This window comes from Halomonas sp. BMC6, assembly GCF_964204995.1.
GTDB lineage: Bacteria > Pseudomonadota > Gammaproteobacteria > Pseudomonadales > Halomonadaceae > Vreelandella.
Genome location: NZ_CAXNSH010000001.1, coordinates 1,995,888 through 2,012,740 on the forward strand (window position 1 = coordinate 1,995,888; position 16,853 = coordinate 2,012,740).

General features: G+C 58.3%; 23 protein-coding genes. All 23 read left to right on the forward strand.

Going from position 1 to position 16,853, the window contains the following annotated elements:
- Window positions 1-217 precede the first annotated feature (217 nt).
- Complete coding sequence (locus tag AB6K10_RS09600) at window positions 218-718, forward strand: N-acetylmuramoyl-L-alanine amidase (protein WP_339118554.1); 501 nt, start codon at window positions 218-220, stop codon at window positions 716-718.
- Window positions 719-745: 27 nt separating this feature from the next.
- The gene (locus AB6K10_RS09605; RefSeq protein WP_082051396.1) at window positions 746-1,096 is read left to right on the forward strand and encodes a phage holin, lambda family; all 351 of its coding nucleotides are present in this window, start codon (window positions 746-748) and stop codon (window positions 1,094-1,096) included.
- Window positions 1,093-1,515 carry a hypothetical protein gene (locus AB6K10_RS09610; RefSeq protein ID WP_339118555.1) on the forward strand — a complete coding sequence of 141 codons (423 nt, stop codon included), beginning with the start codon at window positions 1,093-1,095 and terminating at the stop codon, window positions 1,513-1,515. The genes AB6K10_RS09605 and AB6K10_RS09610 overlap by 4 nt, the downstream gene beginning before the upstream one ends.
- A gap of 159 nt (window positions 1,516-1,674) precedes the next feature.
- The gene (locus AB6K10_RS09615; protein WP_368473618.1) at window positions 1,675-2,619 is read left to right on the forward strand and encodes an HNH endonuclease; all 945 of its coding nucleotides are present in this window, start codon (window positions 1,675-1,677) and stop codon (window positions 2,617-2,619) included.
- A gap of 123 nt (window positions 2,620-2,742) precedes the next feature.
- Window positions 2,743-3,300: a terminase small subunit gene (locus tag AB6K10_RS09620; RefSeq protein ID WP_339118556.1), complete on the forward strand. Its 558-nt coding sequence runs from the start codon at window positions 2,743-2,745 to the stop codon at window positions 3,298-3,300.
- The gene (locus AB6K10_RS09625; RefSeq protein ID WP_339118557.1) at window positions 3,266-5,191 is read left to right on the forward strand and encodes a terminase gpA endonuclease subunit; all 1,926 of its coding nucleotides are present in this window, start codon (window positions 3,266-3,268) and stop codon (window positions 5,189-5,191) included. The genes AB6K10_RS09620 and AB6K10_RS09625 overlap by 35 nt, the downstream gene beginning before the upstream one ends.
- On the forward strand, window positions 5,188-5,409 hold the full coding sequence (locus AB6K10_RS09630) for a hypothetical protein (protein WP_339118558.1): 222 nt from the start codon (window positions 5,188-5,190) through the stop codon (window positions 5,407-5,409). The genes AB6K10_RS09625 and AB6K10_RS09630 overlap by 4 nt, the downstream gene beginning before the upstream one ends.
- Window positions 5,410-5,411: 2 nt before the next feature.
- Window positions 5,412-7,049, forward strand: a complete 1,638-nt coding sequence (locus AB6K10_RS09635) for a phage portal protein (RefSeq protein WP_339118559.1) — start codon at window positions 5,412-5,414, stop codon at window positions 7,047-7,049.
- A 15-nt stretch (window positions 7,050-7,064) separates the two neighbouring features.
- A complete protein-coding gene (locus AB6K10_RS09640) occupies window positions 7,065-8,303 on the forward strand; it encodes a S49 family peptidase (RefSeq protein ID WP_339118560.1) in 1,239 nt (412 codons plus the stop codon).
- Window positions 8,304-8,364: 61 nt separating this feature from the next.
- The gene (locus tag AB6K10_RS09645) at window positions 8,365-8,718 is read left to right on the forward strand and encodes a head decoration protein (RefSeq protein WP_339118561.1); all 354 of its coding nucleotides are present in this window, start codon (window positions 8,365-8,367) and stop codon (window positions 8,716-8,718) included.
- Between the two features lie 57 nt (window positions 8,719-8,775).
- A complete protein-coding gene (locus AB6K10_RS09650; RefSeq protein WP_339118562.1) occupies window positions 8,776-9,807 on the forward strand; it encodes a major capsid protein in 1,032 nt (343 codons plus the stop codon).
- Between the two features lie 68 nt (window positions 9,808-9,875).
- Entirely contained in the window at window positions 9,876-10,154 is a 279-nt protein-coding gene (locus AB6K10_RS09655; RefSeq protein ID WP_339118563.1) for a hypothetical protein, read from the forward strand.
- Window positions 10,154-10,453, forward strand: a complete 300-nt coding sequence (locus AB6K10_RS09660) for a hypothetical protein (RefSeq protein ID WP_339118564.1) — start codon at window positions 10,154-10,156, stop codon at window positions 10,451-10,453. The genes AB6K10_RS09655 and AB6K10_RS09660 overlap by 1 nt, the downstream gene beginning before the upstream one ends.
- A 12-nt stretch (window positions 10,454-10,465) precedes the next feature.
- On the forward strand, window positions 10,466-11,068 hold the full coding sequence (locus AB6K10_RS09665; RefSeq protein WP_339118565.1) for a phage tail protein: 603 nt from the start codon (window positions 10,466-10,468) through the stop codon (window positions 11,066-11,068).
- Window positions 11,065-11,463 carry a hypothetical protein gene (locus tag AB6K10_RS09670; RefSeq protein ID WP_339118566.1) on the forward strand — a complete coding sequence of 133 codons (399 nt, stop codon included), beginning with the start codon at window positions 11,065-11,067 and terminating at the stop codon, window positions 11,461-11,463. Before AB6K10_RS09665 ends, AB6K10_RS09670 begins: the two co-directional genes overlap by 4 nt.
- A gap of 64 nt (window positions 11,464-11,527) precedes the next feature.
- Window positions 11,528-11,719 (forward strand): hypothetical protein, encoded by a 192-nt coding sequence (locus AB6K10_RS09675; protein ID WP_339118567.1) that lies wholly within the window; start codon window positions 11,528-11,530, stop codon window positions 11,717-11,719.
- Complete coding sequence (locus tag AB6K10_RS09680; protein WP_339118568.1) at window positions 11,712-12,659, forward strand: phage tail tube protein; 948 nt, start codon at window positions 11,712-11,714, stop codon at window positions 12,657-12,659. The genes AB6K10_RS09675 and AB6K10_RS09680 overlap by 8 nt, the downstream gene beginning before the upstream one ends.
- 81 nt (window positions 12,660-12,740) lie before the next feature.
- Window positions 12,741-13,082, forward strand: a complete 342-nt coding sequence (locus AB6K10_RS09685; protein ID WP_339118569.1) for a hypothetical protein — start codon at window positions 12,741-12,743, stop codon at window positions 13,080-13,082.
- A 74-nt stretch (window positions 13,083-13,156) separates the two neighbouring features.
- On the forward strand, window positions 13,157-13,585 hold the full coding sequence (locus tag AB6K10_RS09690; RefSeq protein ID WP_339119613.1) for a DUF1799 domain-containing protein: 429 nt from the start codon (window positions 13,157-13,159) through the stop codon (window positions 13,583-13,585).
- Between the two features lie 202 nt (window positions 13,586-13,787).
- Window positions 13,788-14,297 (forward strand): KilA-N domain-containing protein, encoded by a 510-nt coding sequence (locus AB6K10_RS09695; RefSeq protein ID WP_339118570.1) that lies wholly within the window; start codon window positions 13,788-13,790, stop codon window positions 14,295-14,297.
- Window positions 14,298-14,305: 8 nt separating this feature from the next.
- Window positions 14,306-14,833, forward strand: a complete 528-nt coding sequence (locus AB6K10_RS09700) for a hypothetical protein (protein WP_339118571.1) — start codon at window positions 14,306-14,308, stop codon at window positions 14,831-14,833.
- A 537-nt stretch (window positions 14,834-15,370) separates the two neighbouring features.
- Window positions 15,371-16,264, forward strand: a complete 894-nt coding sequence (locus tag AB6K10_RS09705) for a Rha family transcriptional regulator (RefSeq protein WP_339118572.1) — start codon at window positions 15,371-15,373, stop codon at window positions 16,262-16,264.
- Window positions 16,265-16,501: 237 nt separating this feature from the next.
- A complete protein-coding gene (locus AB6K10_RS09710) occupies window positions 16,502-16,807 on the forward strand; it encodes a hypothetical protein (RefSeq protein ID WP_339118573.1) in 306 nt (101 codons plus the stop codon).
- Window positions 16,808-16,853 lie beyond the last annotated feature (46 nt).

The following is a 16,853-nucleotide window of genomic DNA, read 5'->3' on the forward strand; positions in this document are numbered from 1 at the left end:
CTAAGTTTCCGTTTCAAGTTTTTTTCATTGTTCCGTTGCCAAAGTGTCGGGTTTGATGCACTCTTATCTCTAGGCTGCGCAAGCTACGCGCTTAAGCCACCCCACACCAAAAGCCCTGCTGGTCACCCAGCGGGGCTTTTTGCTTTCCGCTGTTCCCATTGCGTGCCACCTGGTGCGCCTTGCCCCGTCGTGCCGGGCCCTTTTCTTCGAGGCATCCATGCGCTATCTCACACTGCATGCCGCCGCTACCACGGCCAGCATGGACATTGGCGTGGATGAGATACGCCGCTGGCATACAGACCCTAAGCCGCAGGGCAGAGGCTGGCGCGACGTGGGTTACCACTACGTTATTCGTCGTGACGGCACGCTAGAGCGCGGTCGACCCGAGAGCCAGACAGGCGCTCATGTGGGCGGCTATAACACCGGCAACGTTGGCATATGTTTAGTGGGCGGCGTGGCGGCTGACGCTAAGACGCCGGAGAACAATTTCACACAGCCCCAGTGGGACACACTGCGCGCGCTACTGACTGAGCTACACCAACGCTACCCGCAGGCGGTCATCATGGGGCACAACGGTTTCCCTGGGCATGAGAGCCGAGGCTGCCCGTGCTTCGATTGGCGCGCCTACCGTGATGCATTGCATAACGACTACTGGGCAGATAAGCCCGCGCAGTGGCACGGTCACTGGATTGATGAAGTAGACACCACCCCTGTTTGAACACTATCGGCCGCTGAGGTGGCCAACATGCACTCAAATAAAGAGCCTGACGCAATGCCCAACCGAGACCCTAACAACTGGCAGGCGCTGTTAAACGTAGTGCTTAGCCTGTGGCCTCAAATCTACGCGGCGGGTCTTGCAATGCTGATTGCTTTGGTGCGCGCCATCCACGCAGGAGGCCGACCCATGAAGAGTTTACTGGAAGCGGTGCTGTGCGGGTTTCTTACGTTGGCGTTAATGCCGCTGCTAGCGTACCTGGGCATGCCGCAAGATATGGCAATCGCTATAGGCGCAGCTATCGCGTTCTTAGGCGTTGAGTGGGTGCGTGACCGCATCGACGCGCTATACGAGAAGATCATCGGCAGGTGGCTAAAATGATTGGCCGCTTGCTAGGTGGTGTCACGCCCTGGCTGTTAGCGGTGCTGATAGGCCTGTCTGCATTCCAGTATCAGTACACACAGCGGGTGGCAGCTGAGCGCGACCGTGCAGAGATGCAGGCCGAGCATGCGAACGACCGCGCAGAGATACTCAAGCGCCACCAGCAGTTCCAGCGCCAGCAGATCCAAACGCTGAACGATGCGCTTGCCGAGCGAGATAGAGCGCTAACCATCATTGCTGACGATATACGCGCCAGCACGGCGGCGCTCCAATCACTGGGAGAGACTGATGCTGAGGCGCGTGAATGGCTGGATGGTGACCTGCCTACTGGTATTACTGACTGGCTGCGCGAGCTCCAGCAGCCCAGCGCCCGTGGTTCTGTGCGACTGCCCGACGGTACCCACACACCTAACCAGTGAGCTACCCGCGCCTGAGCGACTGCTATCCAGCCAGCGTGGCTTGCTGTTGCTGCTCGCTGAGTATGAGGCGTTACGCCGTCGGTTCAATGCGGACCGGGCGGCGGTTGCTGATATTATCCAGAGCGGCAAAGGTGACGATAGCTAGGGGCTATAAGTCGTATGAGCAAAGAACAGTCAGCAGGGTGCTGCATTGCTTGCAGCGCTACCCTTGTTCAGCCGTCGAGAGGCCGCAGGCGTGTCTATTGTTCCAAGCAGTGCCGAGACCTTCAGCGGCAACAACGAGACAAGCAAAAGACATCTGGCATCAAAGGCCGAAAAAAGAAGCGTGTTGACTGGTCGTGCCACGCGTGCGCGAAAACATTTAGCCTCAGGCCTTTTGAAGCGCTCTCGAAGCTATATTGCAGTAGGCGGTGTGCCAATGGTACGCGGCCAAGCTCTGAGGGACGCGGTCCCTACAAATGTAAGCACTGCCAGAAAAGCTATTTCACTAAGCGACCTAAAGGTGAAGGCGAGACATTCTGCAGCCGATCTTGCTCTGGAGCTTATAGCCCTCTGCGTGCAGGGCCGCATACCCGAATTACTTTTCATAATTGCGAACATTGTAGAAAGCGTTTTGCCTCACGCAGAGGCGTCAAGCTGTGCTCTATATCCTGCCGCTTAGAAGTTGGTCGAGCTAGGTCAAAAAAGCTGGAAGTTAAAAAGAGCCAACGCCGAAAGCCGATCCATTGCCAGCAGTGTGGTTGTATTTTTTCACGCCTGTACGGGAATAAGTCGCGGCTATGCTCTGATCAGTGTGCCGTTGCAGCCAGTCAGTCATTAAAGCGTAAGGCGAAGGCTGCCCGCAGAGCGAGTGAGCGAGCAGGGCGTAAGGCATTTGGTGCATTTGATCCCTTTGAAGTTTTTGAGCGTGATGGTTGGGAATGCGCATTATGCAACGTTCCGACCCCTGAGGTGTTACGCGGGACCACAGCGAACGCTGCGCCTGAGCTGGATCATATCCGGCCTCTCAGCAAGGGTGGCCAACACTCAAAAGAGAATACACAGCTTCTGTGCCGATCCTGCAATCTTGGCAAATCGGATCAATGGCCTACCCCTGATGGCTAAATGCACATTTTTGGTGCAAAAAAACGGCGGGTCCTCCTGGGCAGGCGCATGCAAAGTACGGGGGAACATAGCCGCAGAATTCGGCTATTTATGAGAATTTTCTAAGGCGAGGTTGTTGTTTAGATGTCAGCCAGCAGACAGCCATCGCCCGAGCCCTACTGGCTGAACAAAAGCCAGATGGCGGCCAGCCTAGGGATTAGCGTTCAAGCCTTTGATAAATGGGGCATTAAGCCCGTAGCGAAGATAGGCAGAAGCGTCTATTTCGATTGCCGCTCAGTACTGGATTCGAAGCTGGCGGAAGTGGAAGCGAAACAACAATCATCGCAACCTGATGACGGGATTGACTTTGATCCGCTGCTCGATCACAAGCGCGAGCAGGAAGAGTACCTGCTGACCAAAGAGCGCCGCATTGGCCAGCAGCAGAAGAACGAATTGGCCGCGCGCAAAGTAGTGCCCAGCGAGTTCGCCATCTTCACGCTTTCAAAGGTCGCGGCAGAGATCGCTGCCATTCTCGACACGCTACCGCTAACCATGAAGCGCAAGCACCCAGACCTAGAGACTCGACACCTAGACACCCTGATGCGGGAGCTAGCACGCGCCCGTAACCAAGCCAGCGGGCTCGATAATATGTTGCCGGAGCTGCTGGATGACTACTGCGATAGTTTCGACACAACAGCTTAAAGAGTGGCGGCGCTCGGTACGGCAGGGACTGTTGGCGCTTTATCGGCCAGAGCCACTGACAGCGGTGGAGTGGGCAGACCAAAACTTCTATCTATCGTCTGAGTCGAGCTATCACGAAGGGCGCTGGACCACGCTGCCGTTTCAGGTTGCCATCCTCAATGCGATGGGTAACGACGAGATCCGCACCGTCAACGTGGTCAAGTCGGCGCGCCTTGGCTACACCAAGATGCTGCTTGCCGCCGCCGGTTACCTGTTGGAGCACAAAAAGCGCAACATCCTGACGTTCAGCCCTACCGACACTGACGCGGAATCGTTCATGAAAACGCACCTAGAAACCATGGTGCGTGACGTGCCAGTGGTGTTAGAGCTAGCGCCCTGGCATGGCATGAAACACCGGGACAACACCCTCAGTGCCAAGCGTTTTGCCAACGGCAAGCAAGTGTTCGTGCATGGGGGCAAAGCCGCGCGTAACTACCGTGAAAAGTCGGTAGACGTAGTGATTTATGACGAGCTAGCCGCCTTTGATGAAGACATCGAGAAAGAAGGTTCGCCCACCACGCTGGGGGATAAGCGCCTAGAAGGCTCCACCTTCCCGAAGTCGATTCGAGGTTCAACGCCCAAGGTGCGCGGCCAGTGCCAAATCGAAGCCGCTGCCGAAGAGTCACCGCACACGCTCAACTTCCATGTGCCGTGCCCTCATTGTGGAGAGGAACAAATACTCAAGTGGGGCGGGCAGGATGCAGGCTTTGGCATCAAGTGGGATGAAGGCAAGCCGGAAACTGCGTTTTACCTCTGCGAGCACAATGGCTGCATGATCAAGCAGCATGAGCTGCAGGACGAAAGCCGAGAGCACAGCATTAAAGATGGCGTTTGGGTCTGCTCTGAAACAGGGATATGGACCCGAGACGGCATCGATTGGTTTAGCGCACTACATGAGCCGATCCCAACGCCGGACAGCATCACGTTCTACCTCTGGACAGTGCTAAGCCCCTTTACTACTTGGGAGCGCATTGTGCGCGACTTCCTCAAGGCCAAAGGGTCGCCCTCCAAGTTAAAAACGTTCGTCAACACCACGCTAGGCGAAACCTGGGAAGACGAGCTAGGCGAAAAGCTGGAATGGGAAGCTATCTACGGCAGGCGGGAAGTTTACCCGCAGGTGCCCGACAGGGTGGTGGCGCTCACCGGTGGCATTGATACCCAAGATGACCGCTATGAAGGCCGCGTATGGGGCTGGGGTAAGGACGAAGAGTGTTGGCTGATAGACCGCTGGATCATCTATGGCGACCCAGCAGGCCCCGAGCTAAAGCGTAAAGTCGCCCACAAGCTGCACCAGGGCTACCAGCGCACCGATGGCAACTGGATGCCGGTGATGCGCTGGTGCTGGGACTCAGGCGGCCACTACACCGATGAGGTGTACGCCATGAGCAAGCAGCAAGGGCCGTACTGGGTGATTCCCATCAAGGGCGCCAATAAGTACGGCAAGCCGATTGCCAACATGCCGCGCAAGAAAACCGCAAAGGGCGTCTTCCTCACGGAAGTGGGCACCGACAACGCCAAAGAAACCATCTACAACCGCCTGAAGCTGCAGCCCCAACCCGGCATGGCTGTGCCCGGCTGCGTACACCTGCCGTCTAACGATCTCATCTGTGATGAAGACGAGATCAAGCAGCTAACGGCTGAAATCAAAGTGGCCAAAATCGAAAAGGGCCGGCGCGTTTACCGCTGGGATGCCGGCGGCCGCCGAAACGAAGCGCTCGACTGCTTCGTGTACGCCCTTGCCGCGCTACGCATTTGCCAGCAGCGCTTTGGCCTAGACCTCAACGATCCCGCCACGCTGGCGCCGCGACCTAAGCGCAAGCGTTCCCGCGTGGCCACTAAGAGCAGCTTATGACCACGGAAACCTATACCGAGCGCCTCACTAAGGTGCGCACGGCTATCGACAAGATCCTGAGCGGCTCGCAGTCATGGCGATTTGGTGATCGGCAATACACCCGGGCAGACCTGCCCACGCTGTACAAGATGGAAGAGCGCTTCGAGCGGCTAGCCGCCAAAGAGAGAGCCACTACCGCCTCAGGTGGTCGTCATCGCATTCGCTACATTGGGTTTTAATCATGAAGCTATTTGGCCGCTCAAAAGGCAACGCCGCAGAGCAAAAGCGTGAAGAGGTGATGCGCCAAGAGTTTGAGCGCTTAGCGAGCGCGCAAGGCCGTACGCGGGCCAATAGCGGCAGCGAAACCCGCCACCGTGGCGCAAGCCGCATGATTCGCTCCATGCTCAGCTGGCTACCTGGATTAGGCAGCCCCCGCCAAGACACGCCGACAGGTGAGCGGGAAATGCTGATTAGCCGTACGCGTGATGCCTACCGAAACCATATGCTGGCGCGTGCTGCTGTCACCCGCACTGCCACTAACGTGGTGGGCATGGGCCTAACCGTTCGCCCCAACGTCGACGGCGATGCGCTAGGGCTGGATGACGACGCCGCGGATAAGCTGAACGATGAGCTGGCGCGTGGCTTTCGGTTGTGGGCAGAAGACCCTAATGAATGCGACGTAGAAGCCGGGCTAGATTTTTACATGCTCCAACGGCTGGCGTTTATCAGCGCACTCGTCAGCGGTGACGTGCTCGCCATGACACCAGACGATCAGCGCCCAGGCTGCCTGTTTGGCACAAAACTGCAGCTTATTGAAGCCGAGCGCGTTGGCAACCCGCTGACAGATACCCCCACGGAAAGTGACGGTGTTCGTGTTGATCGGCTCGGCAAGCCCACGCATGTGCGCGTGTGTAGCGGCTACCCCAGCGACTACACCACGCCGCAGGAGTGGGACTGGTACCCCATTTTCGGGGCGCAAACCGGCCGCCGCCGCATTCTGCATCTGATGAATGAGAAAGGCCGCCCTGGCCAAGTGCGTGGCGTGCCTTATCTGGCGCCCATTTTAGAAGCCCTGCAAAAGCTGGAGCGTTTCTCTCAGGCCGAGCTTACCGCTGCCGTGATCAGCGCCATGTTTACCGTGGCCATCAAGCACACCGCCACCGACGATCCTGATATGTCAGCCGGTGGCCCTATGTGGAGCGATGACAGCGACGACCCCAACAAGCCAGACCGGCCCGTGGTCACCAGTTCAGGCGAGCAGCCCAGTGAAGGCGACAGCCTCACGTTAGGCGAGGGCGCCGTGTGGGATCTGGAAGAGGGCGCCGAGCCGGTCACCATTAACCCAAACCGACCTAACGCACAGTTTGACCCGTTCTTTGTCGCCATCGTGAAAGAGATGGGCGCGGCGCTAGAAATGCCCTCTGAGGTACTGCTGATGCACTTCAGCACCAGTTACACAGCTGCCCGCGCTGCCTTCAACCAGCTTTGGAAGTTCATCAAGCAGCGTCGCCACCACCTCACGGTTCAGTTCTGCCAGCCCACCTATGAGCTAGTGATTGATGAGCTGGTCGCGCGCGGCATCGTCAACCTGCCCGGGTACCGCGACCCCGCCAAGCGCCGCGCTTACACCAGAGCGCTATGGATCGGGGAGCCGCTGGGCTCGCTGAATGAGCAAGTAGACGCCAGAGCCGCCACCGAGCGTATCGCCAATGGCACCAGTAATGAGCATATCGAAACCATGGCGCTGCATGGCGAGGACTGGGAAGACGTGCATCGCGACCGCGCCCGAGAGATCCAGCGCAAACGTGCTGAGGGCGTGCCCATCTACGTAGGCGGCAAAGTGCACGAACAAGAACCCGCCAGCACTGCTGACGAATAGACCAGGAGACACACCATGACCCTGCCGCGTACCGCGTTTGAGCTAGCGGCCAATCACACCTGGCTGATCACCGCCGAAGCGCTGGATACCGTCATGGCGGTGGCCGCGCGTGAAGGCGACGTGCAGGCACTGGAAGCCAAGCTAGGCCGCCCGCTAGACAACACGCGCAACGTCGCCGTGCGCGATGGCGTGGCCGTTATTCCGGTGACAGGCCCCATCTTCCGCCATGCCAACCTGATGACGGAGATCAGCGGCGCCACGTCTACGGGCAGCCTTGCCACTGATATTCAGGAAGCGCTCGATAACCCCAGCGTTAAAGCGCTGGTGCTGGACGTCGACAGCCCCGGCGGCGAAGCGACAGGCATTAACGAGCTGTCGGAAATGATCTTTCAGGCCCGTGTCAAGAAGCCCGTTAAGGCCTATGTCGGCGGCATGGGTGCCAGTGCCGCCTACTGGATTGCCAGCGCCGCCGACGAGGTGGTGGTAGACGACACCGCCCAGTTAGGCAGCGTGGGCGTGGTGTTGAACATTCGCAAACGCGACGACCAAGCAGGCGAGAAAACCTACGAGATCGTCTCCAGCAACGCGCCCAATAAGCGGCCAGATCTGGATACCGAATCTGGCCGCGCGCAGCTTCAAGCCCGCACCGACGAATTGGCGAACGTATTCCTCGACAAAGTGGCCCGCAATCGCGGCATCCCACGCGAAGAGGTGAACAACCGTTTCCGCCAGGGCGGAATCGCCACGGGCGCACTCGCCGTGGAGGCCGGTATGGCCGACCGCCTCGGCTCACTAGAGGGCCTGATTGCCGAACTGGCAGGCTCACCAACTGCATCTTTCAGCACACAAAGGAGCGTCACGATGACGACCGTTAAAACTACGGCGGAATTGCAGGCCGCCATCGAGGCGGGCACCGACCCTAAAACCATCCAGATTGCCGAGCCGGAAGCGGTCGACACGGACAAAATCCGAACTGAGGCGACGCAAAGCGAGCGCGCGCGCTGCAAAGGCATTATGGATCTCGCCTCGGCAGGATTTGAGAAGGAAGTCGCCACCGCTATTGATGAAGGCGCAAGCGTGGAGGCCACAGGCCTAGCGCTCTTCAAAGCCGCTCAAGACCGCGGCATTAGCCTGCAAGCGATCCAGTCAGATGGTGCTGGCGCACCCACCGCCACGCCGCCTAAAGAAGACACCGAAGCGTCAGACCGTGCCCAAGGCGTGAATGCCATCACTGCACGCTGGAAGAACGGTTAACTCGCACCACTCACGCCGCTTTGCGCACCCCTGATACGCCACTCTTTACGAGGTTTTCGTCATGCCTGGAATGACCACTACACCACACCCCGAAGCCGCTGCGCTGCTGGCGGGCGATTTTCCGCGCCGTTTTATGACCATCACCGTTGCGTCTGGCCAAGTTCGGCCCGCTGGCGCGGTGATGGGGGAAGTCACTGCTGATGAGAAATACATTCTCTCGGCTTCCGCCGCGACCGATGGCAGCCAAACGCCCAGCGTCATCCTCTGGGAAGCCGTCGACGCCACTGACGGCGATGTGGAAGCCGAGGCGCTGATCTGTGGCGACGTTCGCGGCGATAAACTCACGCTAGGCGCAGGCCACACCGTGGCGTCAGTGCGCAAAGCGCTGCGCTCCCTCTCAATTTTCGTTCGCTAACACCGCCGCCAGGGGCTTAGCCCCACATCACTGGCATTAATTCCCAGGAGAACCCCCATGCCCATGGATCTATTTGAACCACGCACGATGCTGGAGGCGGTCGAGCAGATGAAGCGCGCCCGCCGCTTCCTCGGCACCACCTTCTTTGGCGCTAACCCGGTGAATTTCGTCACCAAGCATGTCGACATCGACATCATCAAGGGGCAGCGCAAAATGGCGCCGTTTGTTCGCCCTAATCGCCCAGGCCAAGTCGTGGATCGTAGCGGCAGCGTGATGCGGAGCTATACGCCGCCCTACATCAAGCCAAAGCTGGAAACGAGCGCAGGCCTGCTGCTGAATCACCGTCAGCCAGGGGAGCACATCTACTCTGGCCGTACGCCGCTGCAGCGGGCAGGCGAACAGTTGGCGCGCGATATGGAAGATCTGGACGATCAGATCAACCGCCGTGAAGAGTGGATGGCCGCCCAAGCGCTCACTAGCGGACAAGTGCACGTTGTGGGTGATGGCGTTGATGACATCATCGACTACCAGATGGCCGCGGCTCACCAGGTCACAGAAGCGGTGACGTGGGATCAAGCCACCGCCGATCCGATTGCCGACCTTCGCAAGTACAAGCGCCGCATTGCAAAAGACAGTGGCCGCACCGCGAACGCCGTAGTGATGAGCGCCGAAGCGGCGGACGCCTTCCTTGATAACGAGTCGGTGATCAAGAAGCTGAACACGCGCCGCATTGATCTCGGCATGATTCGCCCAGAAGAGCTGCCCGATGGCGTGACCTACCTGGGTTACCTCAACGACCCCGGCCTGGATCTCTACTCCTATGAAGAGTGGTACCTAGACCCGGCAGGCAATGAGCAGCCGATGATTCCCGCAGGCGGGCTGGTCATGGGTCCCACCACCAGCCGTTGCGGCATGCTGTACGGCGCAATTCAAGACATGGGAGCCATCGAAGGTGGCATGTTCGATGTAGCCCGCTATCCGAAAAGCTGGATTGAGGAAGACCCCAGCGTGCGCTGGCTGATGATGCAAGCCGCACCGCTGCCCGGCTTCCACGAGCCGGACGCTTTCGTTTACGCCAAGGTGGTGTAAGCCAGCGCTAACCGCTAAGCCCCGCCTTGGCGCGGGGCTTGTTCTCACAGCAAAGGGGAGTATTCGCAATGTCTCAGCAATTTTTAGTAGTGCGAGGCCAAATTGAGGAAGGAAAAAAGGTGCTCGCCAAACAGGGCTCACCCTTCACGCCTCGCAATAAGGAAGAGCAAGAGCGCCTGCTGGCCTCTGGCGTGATTGCGCCGGTGATCGACCCAGAGGAAGAGTTGCTCGATGATGACGGCGACGACGATCAAAGAGGCGATGATGAACAGCAGCAAACGCCCGCCCAGCCGGATGGCGATGCCTCGCCAGCCAAGCCTGTGACTACCAAACGGCCAAGAAAGTAATGAGCGCGTTTGATGAGGAAGTGATGGGCGATATGCCCGACATTTTTGCAGATGCTGGTGTTGCAGTTGACTACCAAGGTGCGGGGTTTGCAGCGCATGGGGTGCATGCGATTAAGGATGATAGTCATGAGGTGTATGACCAAGATCAAGTTGCCATGCGCGTGACAACGATCAGCGTCCAGTGTGCCGACGTTCCCAGCTCCAAACAAGGTGACCAGATTGTGATGCCATCACGAACATGGACAGTTCAGCAGACCCTTGAAGATGATGGACACGTAAGACGCCTCTGGGTGTCGTGAGGGGAGGCCGCTATGCCCAACCTGCAATTTGACGTGCGCGAGCTGCAAAAGCTGAAACAGCAGTTCGACCCCAAGGACGTAGAAAAAGCGCTGCGGTGGTCGATCAATGCCACCACCCGCAAAGCGTCGACGTTGATTAGCCGGGAAACCCGCCAGCGTTACGACATTAGCGCGGACGATATTCGTAAGCGGTTGCGTATTCAGCGGTTAGACCGTGGCGATGGCCGGGCGATTCTCTACGCCGGGCGGCGCTTACCGTTGGCGCAGTTCAAGCCCCGTGAGCGCTGGGTGTCGGTGAGTTCTAAACGCCGGGTGCAAAGCGGGCCGCGCAAGGGCAGCATGGCCCGCCGCCGTGGCGTCACCGTGCGGGTGCGTAAGGATCGCGGTCGGCAGCTGGTGCAGGGTGGTTGGCTGGCTAAGAGTCAGATATTCCGGCGTTCTAGCCGCACCGACAACCAAAGCACCCCAGAAATGCGCTTTGGCCCCTCAATCCCTGAAATGGTAGGTAATGAGCAGGTCATGGACGCCGCGCAAAACCTAGTGCGTGACGACCTACCCCAGCAGTTTAACGACCGGCTGAACTACATCCTCAACCGCAAGGCGGGGCTGGTATGACTGACCCGGATATTATCGACGACCTACTGGCGCTATTGCGTGACAAATGCCCAGGTATGGCGACAGTAGACGAAGCGTGGTTTGCCGAGCCGATTGATAACTTTGACGCCCAAACCCCCGCCGCGCTGGCCTACTTTGCTGAGGATGCCGCCAAAGGCGATGCCCAAACCACGCGCCCGGTGCAGGAAGTGCGGCTGACCTACGGCGTGTGGTTGGTGTGCAAGCGTGACCAGTTCAAAGCCCAACGCCAAGCATTGCGCGAAGCGCTAATGGGCCACGGCTTTAGCCCCCAGCACAACCCAATGCAGTACCGGGGAGGGCAAACCACTGACATTCGCGGCGAGCTCATTTGGTGGCGGGAGTTCTGGACCACTGATACCTGGCTGCGCAACTAACCCGCCATTCACCACCACCCAAACCCCGCCGCGTGCGGGTTTTTTATGCCCGGAGGTATCCCCCATGCCCAATGCAGGAGGCCGCTACGAGATCCGTGGCGGCAAGCGCGTGCTGGTACACAACACCCAGCCCACGCCCGCGAAGCCCGCGAAAACGGCCCAAGCCAACCCCGCAGCTGCCCCGGTGCCCGCCACCAGCGCAGCGCCCAAGCCCGCCAAGGCGGCGACCAAGCCCGAGGTAGATTCCGATGAGTAAGCAATGGCGACGCCGCCTAGCCGTGGTGGCCGTAGAAACCCAGTACGGTGTAGCCCCTGACCCTGCCACCGCCACCATCCTAGAGGTGGTCATGCTGGATGCAGGCAACCCCTACGCGGGTAACACCGTGGAGCGTGAACGCATGCGCTACGGGTTCGGTGGGTTTGAGCAAATCAATACCGGCCCCAACGTCGAACGGCAAATTCGCGTGCCGTTTTCCGGTTCCGGTACCGCTGGCGAGCCGCCCGCGTACTCCCCGCTGCTGCGTGCCTGTGGGCTCTCCGAAACCATCGACAACACCGTCGATAGCGAAAGCGTCACCTATGAGCCTGTGTCGCAGGGCATGGATAGCGTGACGATCTGGTGGTATGAGGACGGCCAGGTGCAAGAGATTCGCGGGGCACGCGGCACCTACGAAATCGGCGCCGATGCCCAGAGCCTGCCGTACTGGCAATTTAACCTCACTGGCTTGTACAGCCGCCCCGAAAACGCCCCCAGCGTGCAGGGCGCAGAAAGCACGGTGGCCGGTGAAGTGCCGATTAACAAGCAGAACAGCACGTTTACCCTGTTCGGTTACCCAGCCCGCCTGCAGGCGTTCAGCCAAAACGCAGGCAACCAGGTGGAATACCGCAACTTGGTGGGCTATGAAGGCGTGCACATTACTGACCGCCGCGTAACGGGCAACATCACCATCGAAGCCCCCGCGCTGGCCGACTTCAACGCCTTTGAAAAGGTCGAAAGCCACCAGGGCGTCACGCTGGGCGCGGTCGCGCTCACTCACGGCACTTCCTCCGGCAACATCATCACCGCCGAAGGGCTGCAGGCGCAGGCGGCGAACATCACGCCCAGCGACAACCAAGGCATCATGCACTACGGCATGGAAATCCGTTACCTGCCCACCGGCAGCAACGACGACGACGTGAAGTACGTCTTCACCTAAACCAACCAACCAACCAACCACACCACGCCGCCCGCTGAGGCGGCGTGTTTGTTAACGCTTATCACCATCAAGGAACACACCATGTCATTAGTGCTGAAAAAGATCCCCACCACCACCGTTGATGTACCCGTTCACGTACCGGGCGAAGAGAAGACCGCTACTATCCAAGCCACCTGGAAACTGCACGACTGGGATACCTACCGCGCCACGGTAGAAGCGCAGCAGGCAGGCAAGAAAAACGACGAAGAGCTGCTGGACGACTTGGAGAACGTCACCGGCATCAAGGACGAAACCGGCAGCGATATGCCGTTCAGGAAAGAGCTGGTGGAGCAGCTAATGCAAACCACCTACATCCGCCGCCCGCTGATCCTCTCATGGTTCGCTGCCCAAGAAGGCCGTAGCCAGGCCGCCGCAAAAAACTAAGCGGCGCTGGCCGGTGGTGGGCGGGTGCCCGGTCGATTAAAGACCACACCGAAGAAGACGCCAAGGCGTGGGGCATCCAGCGCAAAAAGCCTCGCGCCGCCGCGCCCGAAACGTTTGGGGTGTGGGAAGAACACTGGCCAGCGCTAGAGCTGTTCAACGCACTACGCACACAGTGGCGCGTGATTGCTGGGATGGGCGGCGTACATCACCAGGGCATCGATTACACCGCCCTGTACGGCCACCCCAAATTTGCACGGTTGAACCATGAGGAGCAAGACGCCTTGCTGGCGCAGATCCAGCACATCGAAACGGGCGCGCTGGATACGCTCAACGAACAGCACCGCATGGCTGATCAGGAAGCCGAGCAACAGCAGCAAATGGCCCAGGCTATCGACGCCCGCGTCGAGCTGGTTTACCAGTTTGAAAATCAGCAGCGTCTCAAGGCCATGGAGCTTACGAACGTGCGGCACCTGCCCGATGGGGTTGGGGCTTTTGTGGCGTAACGATCTTTACCGACTTCAATTCGCTGCACCTCTAGCAGCAATCAACAATGCCCTGGCACCCGCCGGGGCTTTTTATGCGCGGCATCCACCGCCGCTAACACACAGAGCCTTCCGGGATGAGTCATGGGGCCAGCAGTTGGTGCTGACTCTGTGGATTGCTGATGCCCGGTGGACATGGCTCATCACCAGAAGGAACACTCTCATGAATGCGAGCGTTATACCGCTTCAATACAATGGCCATACTGTCAATTTCAATACCGATGCATGGATCAACGCTACTGATATAGCCAAGCGCTTTGGCAAGCGGCCTGCGAAATGGCTAGAGTTGTCATCAACGAAGCGCTACATGGCTGCACTGGCCAGGGCGCTCAAGAAAACCGATGTCCGAAAATCGGACTTCGGTCTTGTGGTGAGTAAAAAGGGCGGCTCATTTCAAGGTACATGGCTTCACCCAAAGCTTGCCGTAGCGTTCGCTCGATGGCTTGATGACGACTTTGCAGTTTGGTGCGACCTTAGAATTGATGCGTTGCTGCGATCGGCTCCAAGCGATATTCAGCAGCTGTACCTAGCCGAACAGCGAGAGAGTCAAAGCAGCGCCTTGGCGAGCGATCATGCGCGCGGGCTAGCTCGTCGACGCTGGGAAAAGCCAGTGCTGCAGTCGGAGCGAGCGTATTGGAGAGAGCGCGTCCAACTGCCTTTATCTTTGGAGTAATGACTCACATGGAACTCAACAGCAAAGAAAGCGTGGTGGCATGGCTCATGGACGGCCAGCCTGTCATGCAGGGTATGGTCAATATGGGTAAGCTGCTGGCGCTCGTCACCCAGGCAGTGGGGAAGGACGGCAGCCGCGTCGATCAAGACACGCTATCCGCCATCTTTATTGACCCCATCAACGATTACGAGCAAGCGACGGGCAACAGCGCAGGCGACCCCCACAACCAGCGTATTCTCCCGACGATGGTTTACCTGTGTTACGCCGACTGGGAGGCTGCCATTACCCGGTTGCTGGGCGTTCCTTGCGTAGACATCCAGCCCGACTGGAAGGAGCATCATCAGAATACAGGCAGAGTGATGAAGGCGCTCAGTGCTATCGGCATGGAAGTGGTGCTGGCGGGCTCCAAAGCCTACGAAGAGCAGAACGGCCACTCCATGATGGAAGTGTTCATGGCGTCTTGCGAAACGGGAGAAGGCTTCGATCAAAGCAGGGCACGATTGGCGGCGCAGCGGAAAGGCCTGCAGGTGTTGTGAGCACAGAAAGGGAAGTATCGCTTAATTTGCAGCCGTTCAAGAAAACGCATAAAGTGAAGGTGTCATCAGACCTTTCGAAGATCGGCGCTGCACCAACAGTACCGAGACAGAGGCGCAAGCCTCGACGAAAACCCCGCCCCGGCGGGGTTTTTTGTGGGCGTCCGCCGCTCCACTGATGATGCAAACAGGTCAATCGGGAGGCTTGGGAACAGCGGGCAACGCCGCCATAATGCACAGGCAGCTTGACGCCTGCGCCGAGTTGGGCCAACATTCCCTTGCCGCTGCAAAATCAGTGGCTCGGGTTTGGCGACCTGGAATTAAACGGCGCAGCACAAGGCGCTTATGACAGCGCTTTTTTTATGCCTGTTATGGCGGGCTGCGTGGGGATACCTTCGGGTATGCCGGTTTCCGTTTATCCCGGTTCGCCAACCCTGCGCAGTCCGCCCCCATCTGAATGGCGACAGTGGTGGCGGATCCCTTTTCTCCCGTGAGTCCAAAAATGGATTCACGTGAGGTATAGATAAACGGAGCCTCATCATGACAGCTATTACCAGCACCCATATTACCTCTAACCCTGAAGACTTCATCAAGTCGGTTCAGGGTGCTTTACGTACCACATCCCTGAAGGTTGCTGCTGCTTTCGGAAAGAACCATCGTGACGTGCTTCGCAAGATCGACAAGCTTGATTGCAGCGAGAAATTCACGTCAGCGCATTTTTGCGCTCACGAGGAGGTGATTCAGGCAGGGGCAGTTAAACGCCGCTCCAAAGTGGTCGAAATGGACAAAGACGGCTTCATGTTTTTGGTGATGGGCTTTACTGGCCAGAAGGCCGCGCAGATCAAAGAAGCCTACATCAACGCCTTCAACTGGATGGCGGAAAAACTTGCGCGCACCGTGACACCCGACGAGCGTGCGGGCCTTCGGGCAGCGGTCACCATGTTGACCACCAAGCGCGGCTTAATGCACAGCGCTGCTTACTCGCTGGTGCACCACCGGTTCAACGTCGAACACATCGACGAGCTAACCCCCGAGCAACTGCCCGAGGCCGTGGAGTACATCCACCGCATGACGCTGGAAGGCGAGTACCTGGGCAAGCAAGCGCTACCCGCCCCCACGGTAGAAAGCATCGACTACCCAATCACGCGGCCCTGGAACGAATGGCAAGAGCACCACTTGGTAGGCATGGATGCCATGTACTACTCCGATATTCGCCGCCTGATTAAGCAACTCTTAGAAGCCGCCCGCACCGGGGCCACTCTGCAGGTGGGTAGCGTGGCAGGCATCCAAGAAGAGCTAAAAGCGCTCACACACCTCTGCCAAACACGCGGCATTCAGAAGCGCAAAGCAGAGGAAAAGCTGGCGCATATTCAGAACTTCGTCGGCTCGCTCGCCAAAACCACTGGCTGCCTGCAAAGCACGCTGGCGCGGTAAAGCCTAGCCAAACTTAACCAAGTGCGCTACGTTCCCTGTTGGGGTGACTCAACGGGGAATTTGTCGTGGCTGAATATTGCCGGAACTGTGCGGTAAAGCTCTTTGGCGAAAGCGTAGCAGCCAAGCATTTTCGCGTCCTTTGTAGAAAGGGCGATACCTACACCGAGCTATGTGAAGGCTGCGGCGACTTTGTGGAGTTAGATCATAATGGCTGGCGCGTAGGCACGGAGCGTAGCAATGAAGATGATTTTGAGAGCGGTTTTTTTAATCGTGTTATTTCCTTCTTTAGCTTTCGGTCAAACAATTAACGAATGCAGAGACCGACAAAAGCTAACCGAGATGGCTATGGAAGTCAGAGATCGCGTAAGCAGTGGAGAATCAGAAGACAGCTTGCTGATGTGGGCTGGAGGCATTGAAGCCCCGGGTCTTCAGGCCGCGGCTTATAAAGCCATTGAGGCGTACACGTTTCAATATGCTCCTGGAAGTCTTTCCCAGGTGGTAACGGTTATGGGTTATATGTGCAGTAAAACGTACAGACCATGATCTAAAGCAGACAATCATCCAGCCCGCCACGTGCGGGCTTTTTTGT